General features: G+C 37.0%; 11 protein-coding genes. 9 read left to right on the top strand and 2 right to left on the bottom strand.

The annotated features are described in order from the left end of the window. Nucleotides 1-7: 7 nt before the first annotated feature. Genes Q0E20_RS02540 through trmFO form a run of 4 tightly spaced genes read left to right on the top strand, consistent with a single transcriptional unit; the run spans nt 8 to nt 6,316 of the window. Nucleotides 8-1,579 carry a YifB family Mg chelatase-like AAA ATPase gene (locus Q0E20_RS02540; RefSeq protein WP_295995826.1) on the top strand — a complete coding sequence of 524 codons (1,572 nt, stop codon included), beginning with the start codon at nt 8-10 and terminating at the stop codon, nt 1,577-1,579. Further along, entirely contained in the window at nt 1,563-2,699 is a 1,137-nt protein-coding gene (gene dprA / locus Q0E20_RS02535) for a DNA-processing protein DprA (protein ID WP_366509629.1), read from the top strand. Before Q0E20_RS02540 ends, dprA begins: the two co-directional genes overlap by 17 nt. Beyond that, complete coding sequence (topA, locus tag Q0E20_RS02530) at nt 2,689-5,007, top strand: type I DNA topoisomerase (RefSeq protein ID WP_295995820.1); 2,319 nt, start codon at nt 2,689-2,691, stop codon at nt 5,005-5,007. The genes dprA and topA overlap by 11 nt, the downstream gene beginning before the upstream one ends. Beyond that, on the top strand, nt 5,000-6,316 hold the full coding sequence (trmFO, locus tag Q0E20_RS02525) for a methylenetetrahydrofolate--tRNA-(uracil(54)-C(5))-methyltransferase (FADH(2)-oxidizing) TrmFO (RefSeq protein WP_295995818.1): 1,317 nt from the start codon (nt 5,000-5,002) through the stop codon (nt 6,314-6,316). The genes topA and trmFO overlap by 8 nt, the downstream gene beginning before the upstream one ends. A 99-nt stretch (nt 6,317-6,415) precedes the next feature. Here trmFO and lgt read toward each other — a convergent pair whose 3' ends face one another. Further along, nucleotides 6,416-7,243: a prolipoprotein diacylglyceryl transferase gene (lgt, locus tag Q0E20_RS02520; protein WP_295995815.1), complete on the bottom strand. Its 828-nt coding sequence runs from the start codon at nt 7,241-7,243 to the stop codon at nt 6,416-6,418. Between the two features lie 131 nt (nt 7,244-7,374). On the opposite strand from lgt, the gene Q0E20_RS02515 reads away from it, so the two are divergent. The 3 genes from Q0E20_RS02515 (at nt 7,375) to Q0E20_RS02505 (ending at nt 12,106) form a co-directional block, all read left to right on the top strand. Next, on the top strand, nt 7,375-8,994 hold the full coding sequence (locus Q0E20_RS02515) for a glycosyl hydrolase family 18 protein (RefSeq protein WP_295995810.1): 1,620 nt from the start codon (nt 7,375-7,377) through the stop codon (nt 8,992-8,994). Between the two features lie 80 nt (nt 8,995-9,074). After that, the gene (gene leuS, locus Q0E20_RS02510; RefSeq protein WP_295995807.1) at nt 9,075-11,543 is read left to right on the top strand and encodes a leucine--tRNA ligase; all 2,469 of its coding nucleotides are present in this window, start codon (nt 9,075-9,077) and stop codon (nt 11,541-11,543) included. An 83-nt stretch (nt 11,544-11,626) separates the two neighbouring features. After that, complete coding sequence (locus tag Q0E20_RS02505; protein ID WP_295995803.1) at nt 11,627-12,106, top strand: dCMP deaminase family protein; 480 nt, start codon at nt 11,627-11,629, stop codon at nt 12,104-12,106. Nucleotides 12,107-12,229: 123 nt separating this feature from the next. Here the strand turns inward: Q0E20_RS02505 and Q0E20_RS02500 are convergent, their stop codons facing one another. Next, nucleotides 12,230-13,459 (bottom strand): aminopeptidase, encoded by a 1,230-nt coding sequence (locus tag Q0E20_RS02500; protein WP_295995800.1) that lies wholly within the window; start codon nt 13,457-13,459, stop codon nt 12,230-12,232. Between the two features lie 152 nt (nt 13,460-13,611). On the opposite strand from Q0E20_RS02500, the gene Q0E20_RS02495 reads away from it, so the two are divergent. After that, the gene (locus tag Q0E20_RS02495; protein ID WP_295995798.1) at nt 13,612-14,232 is read left to right on the top strand and encodes a ComEA family DNA-binding protein; all 621 of its coding nucleotides are present in this window, start codon (nt 13,612-13,614) and stop codon (nt 14,230-14,232) included. Nucleotides 14,233-14,455: 223 nt separating this feature from the next. After that, nucleotides 14,456-16,384, top strand: coding sequence for a ComEC/Rec2 family competence protein (locus Q0E20_RS02490; RefSeq protein WP_295995796.1), 1,929 nt, complete (start codon nt 14,456-14,458; stop codon nt 16,382-16,384). Nucleotide 16,385: the final 1 nt, after the last annotated feature.

Raw genomic sequence — 16,385 nt, 5'->3', positions numbered from 1 at the left:
CACGATTATGTATGCAAAAGTGTTTGGTGCTACTATAGATGGTTTAGATGGCGTCGTAGTAACTGTAGAAGTAGATATCTCACAGGGATTACCTGTTTTTGATATTGTTGGATTGCCAAATCAAGCGGTTAAAGAATCTCGTGAGCGTGTACGAGCGGCTATAAAAAATAGCGGTTTCGATTTTCCTATGCGACGTATTGTTGTTAATTTGGGGCCTGCAGAGGTACGAAAAAGTAGCTCTGGTTTAGATTTACCCATAGCAATAGGTGTCTTAGCCGCATCTGGTCAAATCAAGTTACGAAAAGCAAAACTAGCCACAGTATTACAATCATCTTTATTTATAGGTGAATTATCTTTAGATGGTAATCTAAAAAAAACGCAAGGCATTCTTAGTATGGCAATAAAAGCTTGTGATGAAAAGATTCAAACTATTTTTACTAGTTTAGATAATACATCGTTACTTCATCATATGAGAAATATTACATCTCATGGAGCTAAAACGTTAACGGAAATTGTTAGAACAGTGATACAGCCTGAAGAAGGTACTAATTCTACAAATGAATGTCAAAAAGATAATCAAATATATCCTAGTATGGATTATAAAGATGTACAAGGTCAAGAATTAGCTAAGAGAGCTATGATTATAGCTGCAACTGGTGTCCATCATGTAATGATGACAGGTTCTCCGGGAGCAGGTAAAACTATGTTAGCAGAGCGATTACCTACTATTTTGCCTGACATGAGTTGGGAAGAACAGCTTGAGACGACACGTATTCATGATGTAGCTGGTCTATTAGAGAAAAATACGCTTATTCATCAACGACCTGTTAGATGTCCGCATCATACGGCTACTTTATCTAGCATAATTGGTGGTGGAAGTAATGCAAAACCTGGAGAAATTACATTAGCTCACAATGGTGTACTATTCATGGATGAAGCCCCTGAATTTCCACGTTTCGTACTGGATGCCTTAAGACAACCTTTAGAATCTCATATGATAACTGTAAATCGATTGCAAAATAGTTACGAGTATCCTGCTAATTTTATATGTGTATTGGCTGCTAATCCATGTCCATGTGGTTATTATGGTGATATGAATAAAGAGTGTGTGTGCTCATCGACAGAATTAATGAAATACCAGAATAAAATATCTGGCCCCATATTAGATCGTATTGATTTATTCATTTCTGTGGAGCGGCCTAGTTTTGATGATATGTTATACATACATTCGGAGTCTTTAAGTAGTGCTGATATGAAAGTATTAGTTGAATTGGGGCGCACTGTGCAATTAGAACGTTTTAAAGAATGTTCATTTAAAACAAATGGAGCTATGCCACATCGTGCTATTCGTGAGCTTTGTAATATACGTGATGAATGTTGGAGTTTACTGAGTGATGTATATGAAAGATTTTATTTTACAGGCCGTACCTTTGATAGATTGCTTAAGGTTAGTAGAACCATAGCAGATATGGAGGGTTCATTTTATGTAGAAAAAGAACATATTTCAGAAGCTATGTTATATCGATATACGCCATTTCATATGTCGAGAATAGGAGATTATGATGGAGCAACAGTATGAAAGTAATTTTTATATAGCGGCTATGCAAAGTATTACCTCACTAGGCGCAGCTACTATACGTGATTTAGTAGATAATTTTGGAGGTCCCTATGAGGCTTGGTGTGCATTACAAACACGAAAAAATTTAAAATCTATACTGGGAATTCCTTCTACTAAATATAAGCAGATTGAAAAAGAAGCAACAAATGAGCGGTTACAAAATCTTTATAAAGCTCTTCAAAATTGTCATATACAATATATTACATACCTTGATGTTTTATTCCCAGGACGATTGCAAGAAATATATAATCCTCCAGCGGTTATATTTGTACGAGGTAATATATCTCTATTAGAGGACGAGACAATGAAAATTGCCATGGTAGGGGCTCGTAAATGTTCAGATTATGGACGTAATGTAGCATTGCGTTTAGGTAAAGAATTAGCGGCTTATAATGTGGCAATAGTCAGTGGAGGCGCAAGAGGTATTGATAGTCACAGCCACGAAGGTACTTTAGCTGGTAAAGGGCAAGTAATTGTTGTCATGGGCTGTGGGTTAGATATTGTATATCCTCCGGAAAATAAAAGGCTATTTGATAGAGTACTTGCAAATAATGGTTTGTTGTTATCAGAGTATCCGCCGGGTACACCACCTTCAAGCGTACATTTTCCTGCAAGAAACCGTATCATTAGTGGTCTTTCATCAGTTATTATCGTGATAGAAGCGAAAGCTAGTAGTGGATCTTTAATAACGGCAGATATGGCCGCCAATGAGGGCAGAGAAATTTATGTTGTCCCTGGAAGTATTTTGAGTAATGTCGCGGAAGGAAATCATTGGCTTATACGTCAAGGTGCCAATGTATTGACTAAAGCACAAGATTTGATTGATGATTATGACCTAACACCTCGTGTAGTTGATACGCAAGGGTCCGATATGTTAAGCTTTAATATGGAATGGAAGGTGGTATTGAATCATATTCCTACAGATCATTGTATTAGTGTAGCGGATTTAATCAAATATACACATATTCCATTACAACGACTACAAAGCATTCTATTAGACTTAGAAATGAAACGTATGATTGAAAAGGTTCATTCTAAGGGCTATATTAATATAATCGGGAGTGATATACTTGTCCATTAAACGATCTATCGTTATTGGGGAACCCAAAGATTCAAAAGAAGAAACAAAAAAGAAAAAGGCTACGGCTAAGAAAAAAGGGCCTAAAGAGGCATTAACCCCAGTTGGTATTGTACATGATAAATCTATCATGGCTACATCGATGCCGCCAGAACAAAGGCAACCGCGGGTATATAATCCTGATGGTAAAGTACTTGTTATAGTGGAATCACCGGCTAAATCTAAAACAATAGAAAAATTTTTAGGGCCTAATTATATTGTAAAAGCAAGTATGGGGCATCTTCGGGATTTGCCAAAGTCTCAAATGGGTATCGATATTGATCATGAATTTACCCCACGATATAGCAATCTTGTAGCACGTAAAAAGGTGATTGATGAGTTGGTAGCTCATGCTGATGAAAGTAGCGCTGTGTTGCTCGCAACTGACCCGGACCGCGAAGGAGAAGCTATTTCTTGGCATTTAGCCTATATCCTCAATGTAGATACTAAGACTAACTGTCGGATTACATTTAATGAAATCACGAAAACCGCTGTTGCAGAGGCTTTAGAACACCCACGTACTGTAGATATGAATATGGTCGACGCACAACAAGCTCGCCGTGTGTTAGACCGTATTGTAGGGTATAAATTAAGCCCATTATTATGGAAGAAGGTATGTAAAGGTTTAAGCGCTGGTCGTGTTCAATCGGTAGCTGTGCGTCTTATCTGTGAACGAGAACGTGAAATACAAGCCTTTGTTCCTCAAGAATATTGGTCAATTGAAGGACAATTTAAAACTAAATCAAATGAAAAGTTTATCGCTGAACTGACTCATATCAATGGTGATAAACTGGATATTCATTGTGAAGCTGATGCATTAGCTATTCAGAAGTCTATTGCAGATCATACAGCTACAGTTACATCGGTTAAGAAAAGTAAACGAAGCCGGAAACCAGCACCTCCTTTTACTACATCTACATTGCAACAAGATGGTGTTCGTAAACTCAATTTTGGAGCTAAACGAACCATGATGATTGCCCAACATTTGTATGAAGGTTTAGAGATTGGTTCATATGGACATGTAGGTTTAATCACTTATATGCGTACTGATTCTACACGTATCTCTAAGGATATGCAGGAACAGGCTCGTAATTATATTAAGAGAACTTATGGTGATGACTATTGTCCATCCAAGCCTAATGTATATGGCAAAAAAGAATCTGCTCAAGATGCACATGAAGCCATTCGCCCTACATCTCTTGAATTGACACCTAAAATGGTAGAACCATTTGTAAATCGTGACGAACTAAAGTTATATACTTTGATTTGGAATCGTTTTATGGCTAGTCAAATGGCCCCTCAACAAAATGAGTCTACCACCATTGAACTTGATATTGATGGTATCTATACATTTAAGGCGACTGGTTCACGTGTATTATTCCCTGGATTTAGTGCAGTCTACGAAGATAGTAAAAAAGAAGATACACCACAATTACCGGCATTGAAGAAATCTGATGAAGTGGAAACTGTGCTCATTGACCCAGAACAACACTTCACACAACCACCAGCAAGGTATTCTGAGGCCAGTCTTATCAAAACATTGGAAGAATTAGGTATTGGACGGCCAAGTACGTATGCGCCAATTTTAGATACTATAGTGAGTCGTAACTATGTAGAGACGAATAATAAGCAATTTATCCCTACAGAGTTAGGTTTTGTAGTGGTGGACTTTTTAGTAAACTATTTCGAAAAAATCATTAATACTGGATTTACTGCTGAATTAGAAGAGGAATTGGATGCTATCGCTAATGGTAAAGATACGTATGTGAAAGTATTATCTAATTTCTATGATATATTCAAACAAGAATTAGACGATGCTAGTGATGTAGACAAGATTCAAATTGCTTCTATGGAAAGTGATGAAACTTGTGAACTATGTGGGCATCCAATGGTCTATAAATTTGGTCGTTATGGTAAATTTTTAGCTTGCTCTAACTTCCCAGAGTGCAAGAACACGAAACCTATTACTGTTGGTACCGATGTTGTTTGCCCTAAATGTGGTGAAGGAGAAATTGTAGAACGAAAATCTAAACGAGGCCGTGTGTTCTATGGTTGTAATCGATATCCACAATGTGATTTTACGTTATGGGATAAGCCAACTCATGAGTTCTGCAATACATGTGGCAGTATTATCGTTGAAAAAACGTATAAAAATGGTACGACGAAAAAATTTTGCTCAAATGAAACATGTCCAACTAGACCGCCGAAGAAAACGAGAAAGAAAAAAACTGATGATTCAGTGAAGAAAGAAGAGGATACCAAGAGTGAGTGAAAATAAAGTTATTGTTATTGGAGCTGGATTAGCTGGATCGGAAGCGGCATGGCAACTTGCTAATCAAGGTGTTATTGTTGATCTATATGAAATGCGCCCTGTAAAGAGTTCTCCTGCCCATCAAACAGATCAATTTGCTGAATTGGTTTGTAGTAATTCCTTGCGTGCTGGTAATATAGAAAATGCTGTAGGATTACTAAAAGAAGAGATGCGTCGATTGGGTTCTCTTATTATGGAGTGTGCGGATGCTACGGCTGTACCTGCTGGTGGTGCCTTAGCAGTTGACCGGCATCTATTCAGTGCTATGGTAACAGATAAAATTAAAAGTCATCCTAATATTACTGTGCATCATGAAGAGGTAACATCAATCCCTACAGAAGGAACAGTTATCTTTGCTTCTGGACCATTAACATCTGAAATACTCGGTTCTGCAATTAGAGAATTAACAGGTAATACGGGATTTTATTTCTATGATGCAGCGGCTCCTATTGTGACGTCGGAGTCTCTTAACTATGATAAGGTATTCGCTGCGTCCCGCTACGATAAAGGTGATGCAGACTATCTTAATTGCCCTATGAATGAAGATGAGTATAAACACTTTTTGCATGAATTGACTCATGCTGAGGCTGTACAGCCAAAGGATTTTGAAAAGGAAATCTATTTTGAGGGCTGTATGCCTGTAGAAATTATGGCATCTCGCGGTGAGGATACTTTGCGCTATGGTCCATTAAAACCAGTAGGGTTAGTAGATAAACGCACTAATGAAGAATCTTATGCAGTTGTTCAACTGCGTAAAGAAAACAAAGAAGGGACCATGTTTAATCTCGTAGGTTTTCAAACACATTTAAAATGGGGGGAGCAAAAGCGTGTATTTGGTTTAATTCCTGGTCTTGAAAATGCGGAATTTATACGGTACGGTGTGATGCATCGCAATACATATATAAATTCGCCAGAATTACTCAATCATGCCTTCCAATTAAAGTCTGATCATCGACTATTTTTTGCTGGTCAAATGACTGGTGTAGAAGGGTATCTTGAATCGGCCGCATCAGGGCTTATGGTAGGATTACAGGTGAAACGCTACCTAGATGATAAAGCATTTATTAACTTCCCTAAGACAACGGCTATTGGGTCATTAAGCCATTATATATCTTCGTACGAAGGATCTAATTTTCAGCCTATGAATGTTAACTTTGGCATTATGGAATCATGGCCTCAACGAATTCGGAAGAAAAAAGAAAAAAATGCTCTCATTGCCAATCGTGCGTTAGAAGAACTTGACGCATTAAAGGCACAAGAACAACTGTAAATGATGCTTGTCGCTTATGGTCAATCATTTAGAAGAATTGAATAGATATAAAAAATCCTTCATTCATGAATGTTGTGTATCCGTGAATGAAGGATTTTATTATTTACGTTTCTTTTGTTTTTGTGGTGCTTCTGGTGCTGATTCTGCTACGGTTTGTTGCTTTTTATCTAGATAACCAAAGTAGATAAATAAACAGATACCTACAATCATAACAATGAGGCTCGTCATCTGTGCGGATTTAAGTCCCATTGTAAGATTTACATAATCACCGCGTAAGAACTCTAGACAGAATCGCGCTGCTGAGTATAAAATAGCGTATAGTACAAAGACTTGACCTTTAGCATGTTTGAAGGAGCTAAATAGTATTAAAGCGACAAAGATTAGTATGTCAATTTGTCCTTCCCAAATTTCAGCTGGCCATAATGGTTGATTACCATATGTGTGATAAGCGAGTGTGCTTTCAGGGTAGAGAATACCGAAATTTCCACCTGTAGGATGTCCAAAGGCATCGCCATTAAATAGATTTGCCATACGCCCGACTGATTGTGCCAAAATGAGAGCCGGTGCAAATATATCAGCAAAAGCCCAAAAATCGATGTTATGTTTTCGAAGGTACCAATAACCTGCTAAGGTACCAAGAACAACACCGCCTTGAATGGCCATGCCACCTTGCCATACAAATGGAATCTCTAGTAAATGATTGCCATAATATTGCCAATCGAAAAAAAAGACGTCCCATAATCGGGCACCAATAAGTCCTGCAATAGCAACTGTAATAGAAAAGTCAATAATGTGTTGGTGCCAGCCACGACCATCTTTTTTTAGTAAGAAATAGGCAACAGAACCACCACAAATGATAGCAAGTGCTAACATGGTACCATATGCTCTTATAGGAAAACCTCCTATAAAAAATAAATATTGATGCATAAAAACTCCTTTATGAATAATCGTTCATGCTTTTACAAGTATAGAAATTATAAGTGTCAATATATGTATGATATAATATAAGAATTGTTATGTAAACAGGAACTATTAAGAGTCAATAACAGGAGATATATATGTTACGTAAAATTACTATGATCACTACATTAGCAGCTGCTGTATTAACTAGTATTTCTGGTAATACAGTGCAAGCTGAGGTTTTGGTGCCATTACAACAATACCTAAATACTACTAATCGTAATTATGAGGCTAACCAGTATAAAACATCTTATACTATTTATGTACCACAACTAGAGCTTAATGGTTCGACTATTACAATGAATCCTAAAGCTGTTGGGGAACCTGTGAAATTACCAATTACAAAACGTGATGGTGCTGAGTATGTTGATATAGAAGGTACAACGCCATTGATTGGGGTCACCTACACGAAGGATGGGGATCATATTCAACTTATGGCTGCTCCAGAAACAATGCAGGTTCTACAAAATAAGCCTGTCCAAGGCCCATTGTCCTGGGCTTTTGATCCATGGCCTAATCAAGGTGCTCCTTATGCAAAAAAACTAAATAGTAGTGGTGATAATATTATTTCCCCTAGTTGGTTTAAATTACACAGTTTAGGTTTGGAATCTAGTCCTAATATTAATATTGATTATGTGAAATCTTACAAATCTAATGGATATCATGTATGGCCTCTGATTACAAATCGTTTTGACCCAGATTTTACAAGTGGCATTTTAGCAGATGAAGCAGTATGGAAAAAATATGCTCAAAATCTTGTTCAATACGCATATATTTATGGTTTTGATGGTTATAATTTTGATTTTGAAAATATAGACTATTCAGATCGTGACAAATTAACTAAGTTTGTAGCTTATTTAGCTGATGAATTACATAAGTATAATATTCAGTCTTCCATAGATGTAACGGGGTATTCTAATAGCCCGAATTGGTCTCTTGTTTATGACCGTAAATCTTTTGCTAATAGTGTAGATTATGTTGTTTTGATGGCCTATGATGAAACATGGGCAAAAAGTAGTAATGCAGGACCTGTAGCAAGTTATCCTTGGGTTAGAAACCATACTGAAAAAATGATACAAGAGGTGCCAAGTCAAAAACTTGTATTGGGGATACCATTCTATACTCGTATATGGCATGAATCTGGCGGAGTTGCACATGGTGAAACACTAGCGATAAAAAATGAAGCAATTTATTTTTCTAATTATGCATCAAATATCACTTGGAATGATACATTAAAATCATACTATGCAGCAATTCCGACATCAAATGGTGTTGATAAAATTTGGTTTGAAGATAATAAATCTTTAGGTTATAAATTGAATCTTGTGAAAGAAATGCAATTAGCCGGTTTTGCGGCATGGCGTAAGGGCTTTGAAGACGATAATACTATTACAATGATACAAGGTGTAGATTTAGGTAAAGGGGTACCAAATGCAACGCCAGTTGTAGAAATACCTAAACCTGTTGTAGAAAAACCATTAACTAAGGCAGAACGTAAGGCTCTTGAAAAAGCAGCGAAAGAAAAAGCAAAAGCAGAAGCTAAAGCGGCTAAGGAAAAAGCAAAAGCAGAAGCTAAAGCTGCAAAAGAAAAGGCGAAAGCCGAAGCTAAAGCATCTAAAGAACATGAAAAAGCAGATGCAAAGGCGGTGAATGAAAAGCAAAAAGCTGATAATGATATAGCATCCATTGTTCCTGCTGTTCAAGTAGTAAAAAAGTAGATAAATTGACGGTTTATAGTGCGAAGTAGTACAATAATACTATTGATTAGAATCATACACAGATTTGAGGAGGCACCTACATGAACGAAAAATATGTAGCCCAAGATATTGAGAAAAAGTGGCAAAAGTATTGGGATGAGAACCATACTTTTAAAACTGAATATGACGAAACTAAAGAGAAGTACTATGCATTAGAAATGTTTCCATATCCATCTGGTAATTTGCATATGGGCCATGTGCGCAACTATTCCATCGGTGACGTAGTAGCGCGTTTTAAGAAAATGAATGGCTTTAACGTATTGCATCCAATGGGATGGGATTCCTTTGGTATGCCTGCAGAAAATGCAGCTATTAAACATGGTATTGCACCTAAAACATGGACTCTTGATAATATTGAGAACATGAAAAAGCAACAAAAAGCATTGGGCCTTTCTTATGATTGGGATCGTGAAGTTGCTACATGTAAAGAAGATTACTATAAATGGACACAATGGTTCTTTGAACAATTCTATAAAAAAGGCTTAGCTTATAAAAAAGAAGCAAAAGTTAACTGGTGTGAAACATGCCACACTGTATTAGCTAACGAACAAGTTATTGATGGTCTTTGCTGGCGTTGTGATAATCCTGTAGAGAAAAAAGATTTATCTCAATGGTTCCTCCGTATCACTGAATATGCAGATCGCTTGTTAGATGATCTCGATACACTTGATGGTTGGCCTCAACGCGTTAAATTGATGCAAAAGAACTGGATTGGTCGCTCTGAAGGTACAGAATTTTCTTTTGATGTGCCATCCATTAAGGAACGTATTTCCGTATATACGACTCGTGTAGATACAATCTACGGTGTAAGTTACGTTGTATTGGCTCCTGAACATCCATATGTAGAACGTTTAATTGAAAAAGCACCTAACAAAGCTGATTTAGATGTTTTTATCACGCGTATGCGCAACATGAGCGACATCGATCGTACATCTACAGAAGCACCTAAGGAAGGTATGTTTACCGGTTCCTATGCGGTAAATCCTATGTCTGGTGAACAAGTGCCTATTTGGATTGCTAACTATGTTCTCGTAGATTATGGTACTGGTGCCGTTATGGGTTCTCCTGCTCATGACGAACGCGACTGGGAATTTGCTCATAAATACGATTTGCCTATTAAACCTGTTGTTTCTCACAATGGTGAAAACTACAATTTCGATACATGGGAAGAATCTGACCACGAAGATGGTGTGTTGATTAATTCTGGTGATTTTGATGGTCAAACATCTGAAGAGGCTCGTAAAAATATTACGGCTGCACTTCATGAACGTGGTATCGGTGAAGGCAAGACAAATTTCAGACTTCGCGATTGGCTTATCTCTCGTCAACGTTACTGGGGCGTGCCAATCCCTGTTGTATATTGCGACAAATGTGGTGAACAACTTGTACCAGAAGAAGACTTGCCTGTACGTCTTCCTGAAGATGTTAAATTTGAATCCGGTGCTGTATCCCCATTGGCAACATCCGAAGCTTTCATGAACGCTAAATGTCCTAAATGTGGTGGTCCTGCGCGTCGTGAAACAGATACTATGGATACATTCATCGATTCATCTTGGTACTTCTTGCGTTACACTGACGCATTGAACGATAAAGCACCATTCGATTCCAAAATTGCTAATTACTGGATGAACGTTGACCAATACATTGGTGGTATTGAACATGCTATCTTGCACTTGTTATACTCTCGTTTCTTTGTGAAAGTTATCCATGATTTAGGCCTCATTGAAGCTAACGAACCATTCCGTGGTCTTTTGACACAAGGTATGGTACTTAAAGAAGGCAGTAAGATGTCTAAATCTAAAGGCAATGTGGTTTCTCCAGAAGAAATTATCAATAAGTACGGTGCTGATACAGCGCGCTTATTCATCTTGTTTGCAGCACCAGTTGACCGCGATCTTGATTGGAGTGACCAAGGTGTTGAAGGTTCTTATCGTTTCTTAGGTCGTGTATGGCGTATTGTTGATGCGTATGACCAAGCAGCAAAAGAAAATCATACGGGTGACCTTACAAAAGACGAAGTGGCATTACGCCGCGAATTACACCGTGTTATCAAAAAGGTTACAGAAGATTTAGATAATAACTTCAACTTTAATACGGCAATTAGTGCGATTATGGAACTTGTTAATGCTATGTATGCACACAAGGACAAAGCAGAATCCGTAAATGCTGATCTTGCTAATGAGTTAACACATAATCTCGTGTTGTTATTAGCTCCATTCGTGCCACATATTACAGAAGAATTGTGGCATGAACTTGGCGAAACTGAATCTGTTCATATGATGAACTGGCCAACATACGAAGAATCTGCTCTTAAAGTAGACGAAGTAGAAGTGGTTCTTCAAGTTAATGGTAAGGTTCGCGATAAATTAACTGTTTCTGTGAATATTACGAAAGAAGAATTGGAAGCATTGGCTAAAGAATCTAGCCGTGTTCAAGAATTTACAGAAGGTAAACAAATCGTTAAGGTTATCTACGTACCAGGTAAACTTGTGAATATCGTTGTAAAATAATATTTCTATATATGATTTGTTAATATAATGAAAGCCCCCAACTACATAGGTAGAAGGGGGCTTTATTATCTAGAGAGGTTATTATGGCAAAACGTAGCGATTATATTTCTTGGGATGAATACTTTATGGGCGTTGCTATTTTGGCTGCGCAACGATCCAAAGATCCTAATACACAAGTGGGGGCCTGTATCGTCAGCAATGATAATAAGATCTTATCCATCGGTTATAATGGCATGCCCTTAAATTGTAGTGATGATGATTTTACGTGGGAACGGGATACGGCGGATGATAATAAATATTTCTATACCGTTCATAGTGAATTAAATGCGATTCTAAACTATCGCGGTGGTTCTTTAGAAGGGTCTAAGATTTATGTAACATTGTTTCCTTGTAATGAATGTGCAAAGGCTATCATTCAAAGCGGTATAAAGGCCGTTATCTATCGTGATGATTTATACAAGGATACTAAAGAGGTGAAGGCTTCAAAACGTATGCTAAAGACGGCCGGCGTAGATATTATTGAATATCAATCGACGGGTCGCATATTGGAAATAACATTATAATAGAGTAAAAAGGGATGGTGTATCCTTCGAAAGCGACTTTGGCCCTGCGGAGGCCGAAGGCCGGAGTCAGGCCTGGCCGGTGGAGCTTACGGAGGATGTACCATCCCTTTTATATGATGTTTGTTATACCAATAAGCGGCCGTCGATCATGATATCTACTTGTTGGCCGTCTTTTGTAATGCCTTTAATATTCATGTTTTCGTGACCAATCATAAAATCAACATGAGCAAGAGAGTGGTTCAGACCACGTTCTTTGAGTTCATCTTCAGATAAACCGTCGCTATTTTTTAGACAAGTTGGATAGGCCGCACCGATTGCTAAATGGCAGGATGCATTTTCATCAAATAATGTTTCATAGTAAATTCTATTGGACTGACTAATAGGACTATAGTGATCCACAAGGGCTACTTCACCTAGATAGTGAGATCCTTCGTCTGTTTCGATGAGTTCTTTAAGAATATCTAACCCTTCTTCAGCTGTGTAATCAATAATTTTACCGTTTTCAAAGATAAAGGAGAAGTTAGAAATTGGATTACCTTGGTAAATCAGTGGTTTTGTACTAACTACTGTACCATTTACACCATTCCATTGAGGGGCACAGAATACTTCTTCTGTAGGAATATTAGCATTGAATGTAATCCCCTCTTTGGAGAGCTCTTCGCCACCTTGCCAAATATGGTCTTCCGGTAATTCAAGAAGTAAATCTGTGCCATTTTTACATGTGTATCGCAATGCTTTTAAATCAAGAGCGTTTAATGCTTCACGACGATGACGTAGCTTAGCCATGTGATGCGCATAAGTTTCTTTTGGTTCCACGTCATTGAGACGGCATAATTTTAGTAATGTATGCCATAGTTGGTCAATTTTTTCTTCATCAGAACCTTCGTATCCAAGAAGTTCTGCCCAGAGTACTGTTGGCACAGAGGCTACACACCATGTTACAGACGAGTTCATGATGGCTGTATGGTAGAATGACAGAACTTTGTTAAGATTGCGTGAGTTTAGGCTAATGCGCTCTGTAGGAATGCCTGCTAATGCCTTTGGATTGGCACTGATAAGTGATAAAAAGGCAGCTTTTTCCTCTACATATTGTTGGTAATATACAGGAATCCATTTAGCCGGTGACTCAAGGACTGAAGCATCAGCATGTAATAAGCGTTGGCGTGTAATTGGGGTATGGCGCCAATTGATAATAACCTCTTTGGCACCCAATTGATAGGCTTCTTCTGTAACGATGACTGCAAAATCTTTATTGTCTACATCAACTGATACGATGAGTGTTTGTTTTTGTTGTAAATTAATGCCAGATTGTAATAAGGTACGAGCGTATTTACGTAATAATTCTTGATTCATTATAGGCTCCTTTACATAGTAATGGGCTATACTGTGAAAGTATATTCCTTTAATTCGACATGATTTATATAACTCCTGCTTGTGTGACTAATAGAATCACAGGTAGGAGTTATTTGTTATATATGGAAACCTTTACAATAGGAGGTGACCATATGAAACAAATAATTTTGTCACATAAGTGGATTGTAATAATCCTGTGTATTTTAGTAGGAATTTATTTCCTATGGCCTATTATAACAGAAGGAAGCACCATCATGCCAGATTCATCTGTGTTAGCAGCCGATACATCAAAAGTGAATAGTACAGCTAATCAAGATAGTAATTCTATTTCCACTAATAATGATGCAGTACCGAATGATGAGGAAAATACAGTTATTGTATATGTGACAGGTGCTATTCAATCTCCAGGTCTTTATAAGGTGCCATCAAGGTCTACTATTGGAGATGTCATAAAAGAGGCTGGTGGTGCATTACCTTATGGAGATGTTGAATCTATTAATTTAGCAGAAAATGTTCAAAGTGGCCAACATATTCATATTAGATTTAATTTTCATGGAAATCCTGAATCACTATTACGAAATCAAAAAGTTAATATTAATACGGCTACCATCAAAGAACTTGATTCACTACCAGGTATTGGTCCTACTATGGCAAAACGAATTGATGAGTATCGTCAAAGCAAGGGAGCTTTTACATCCATAGAAGATATTAAACATGTAAAGGGTATCAGTGATGGGGTATTTAAAAAATTACGTGATAAAATTACGATCTAATATTGCAACTTACCTGACGATGAATATGCTTATTACTTATTCGGAAATGGCCCATTATATACTTTGTGGCATCATATTGGGTAGTTTATATGCATATAGTAATCATTATATATTGCTTGATACATCTTGGTATTGTATTGGGGGAGCTATAGTTTACGTATTATATACATTATGCAAATCTATGGTTCGATATAAAGTAAACCCTTCTTTGTCTTATAAATATATGATAGTCACTATTATCATCTCCCTTGTGTTAGGTACTCTATCATATGTACATGTTAATCATCAAATCAACCAGTATGTAGGTCATACAAAATTTTTTGTATCACAAGAAGGAGATTATGCTTTACTAATTGATACTCCTGTAGATATGACCGTCATCGATAACAAAGTGTATAAAACGTTTAATGCTGTATTGCTGGGCTTAGAACCGTATAAAGACACTGCTAAAGGTGTACATATAAAGGCTGATGGTCATATAAAGGTAACAATACAAGAAAATTCAACACATCTTCGCTTAGGAGATTCAATTATCGTTCATGGCACACCTAAATCGCTATATCTTACAGAGGAAAGAGGAACTATCGATAAAAGGAATAAAGCCATTCGTAATGATGATAGAGGGATCATATTTGGTGGTACCTATACCATAGTAGATTTAGATTCACTTAAGCAGTACAAGTTAGACCCATATATTGGTTACTACCAACGTTGGCTTTATATAATTGGTTCTATGCGTAATGTTATTGAAGCATTGATGCAGCAATATTTATCTGATACAACGAAATGGTTAGGAATCTCTCTAGTTTTAGGTGGTCATTATGGTGAATTAGGCCAAGATGTGCTACGTCAATTTGGCTATACTGGCATTATTCATATTTTATCTATATCGGGTTCTCATATTGCCTTATTATTCTCTATTGTATATGGCATATGTAGATTATGTCGTATCAAGAAACGATATGCCATGATAGGTGGTATTATTTTATCAATCTTTTATTGTATGGTAGTTGGTTTCAGTGCTCCTGTTGTGCGTTCCACTATTATGGGAGTATGGCTAGCCTTAGCTTATCTAAAAGGGCGTATATATACTGCAAAACAAGGATTAGCAGTAACAGCCATCCTATTTTTACTCTATGATCCATTACTAATTTTGGATGTAAGTTTCCAACTATCATTTGGTGCTACCTATGGACTCTTATTGTTTGGTATGCCTTTATATCGCTGGATGACAGTATTGCCACCGATTGTGAAAGCGCCACTAGTACTATGTATCAGTGCACAGCTTTTATTGATACCATTTCAGCTTTATTATTTTCACTATCTGAGTTTAGCAAGTCTCTTTGCAGCTATTATTATTACACCTTTACTCGATATAGCCATTGTTATGTTATTTGTCTGTACCGTAATATCTTTACTTATACCAATAGGTATGGTGTGGAAAGTAATCGACTGGGTATTAACTATCAGTTTATATGTAAATGCGCATCTCGCTAATAGTTCTATTTGTTTATGGTGGATAGGTACCATTTCTACCACATTAGGGATGTTATATTATGGATGTATAGAATTACTATATATTAATCTAGTATCGTTAAAGCTTAGGTTTAGAGCTTTAACAACAGGAATTGTACTTATGGGAATCGGCATAATTGCTATAGCTTATAGTGGCATCTTATATAAAAATGAAACGATTATGCATATTATACCCATGAAACAATCCAATACAATGCTCATTGTGAGGCCTTATGAAAAGGTAGCAACTGTATATATTGATACACCTGATAATATACCGATGAAAGCGAGTGAAATTCGCATAAGAAATGGACTTCAAAGTTTTGGTATTCCATTAAAAAATGCGCATGTTCAGCGATTTCAATCCACTGGCAAAAATACTACTTTATACAAAAATGATATATCGTCTGTGATGGTCTATAATAGACAAAATGGTGAAAAAAAACTACAATTAAATAATATGAGGAACGCTATTTTGATTACCTCTCAGTCGTATATGGTAAATCAAATGTTAGCGTTACATTCGAATCGCCCTGTGCTTGTGAGTATGCCTAGAGGAGCGTTGCGAGATATTGATCCAGATGCAGAATATGTTCATTTGTGGGGCTATGAATATATTCCAGATTATCGATTATGAA

The organism is uncultured Veillonella sp. (assembly GCF_934230905.1).
Lineage (GTDB): Bacteria > Bacillota > Negativicutes > Veillonellales > Veillonellaceae > Veillonella.
The sequence above is the reverse complement of the archived record's forward strand: the minus strand, read 5'-3'. Positions and strand labels throughout refer to the sequence as shown.

Bases quoted from the DNA above. Each gene is read 5' to 3' on its own strand.
- Q0E20_RS02505 (WP_295995803.1), top strand. From the start codon at position 11,627: ATGGCAAAACGTAGCGATTATATTTCTTGGGATGAATACTTTATGGGC.
- Q0E20_RS02500 (WP_295995800.1), bottom strand. From the start codon at position 13,459: ATGAATCAAGAATTATTACGTAAATACGCTCGTACCTTATTACAATCT.
- dprA (WP_366509629.1), top strand. From the start codon at position 1,563: ATGGAGCAACAGTATGAAAGTAATTTTTATATAGCGGCTATGCAAAGT.
- leuS (WP_295995807.1), top strand. From the start codon at position 9,075: ATGAACGAAAAATATGTAGCCCAAGATATTGAGAAAAAGTGGCAAAAG.
- lgt (WP_295995815.1), bottom strand. From the start codon at position 7,243: ATGCATCAATATTTATTTTTTATAGGAGGTTTTCCTATAAGAGCATAT.
- Q0E20_RS02495 (WP_295995798.1), top strand. From the start codon at position 13,612: ATGAAACAAATAATTTTGTCACATAAGTGGATTGTAATAATCCTGTGT.
- Q0E20_RS02515 (WP_295995810.1), top strand. From the start codon at position 7,375: ATGTTACGTAAAATTACTATGATCACTACATTAGCAGCTGCTGTATTA.
- Q0E20_RS02490 (WP_295995796.1), top strand. From the start codon at position 14,456: ATGATAGTCACTATTATCATCTCCCTTGTGTTAGGTACTCTATCATAT.
- Q0E20_RS02540 (WP_295995826.1), top strand. From the start codon at position 8: ATGTATGCAAAAGTGTTTGGTGCTACTATAGATGGTTTAGATGGCGTC.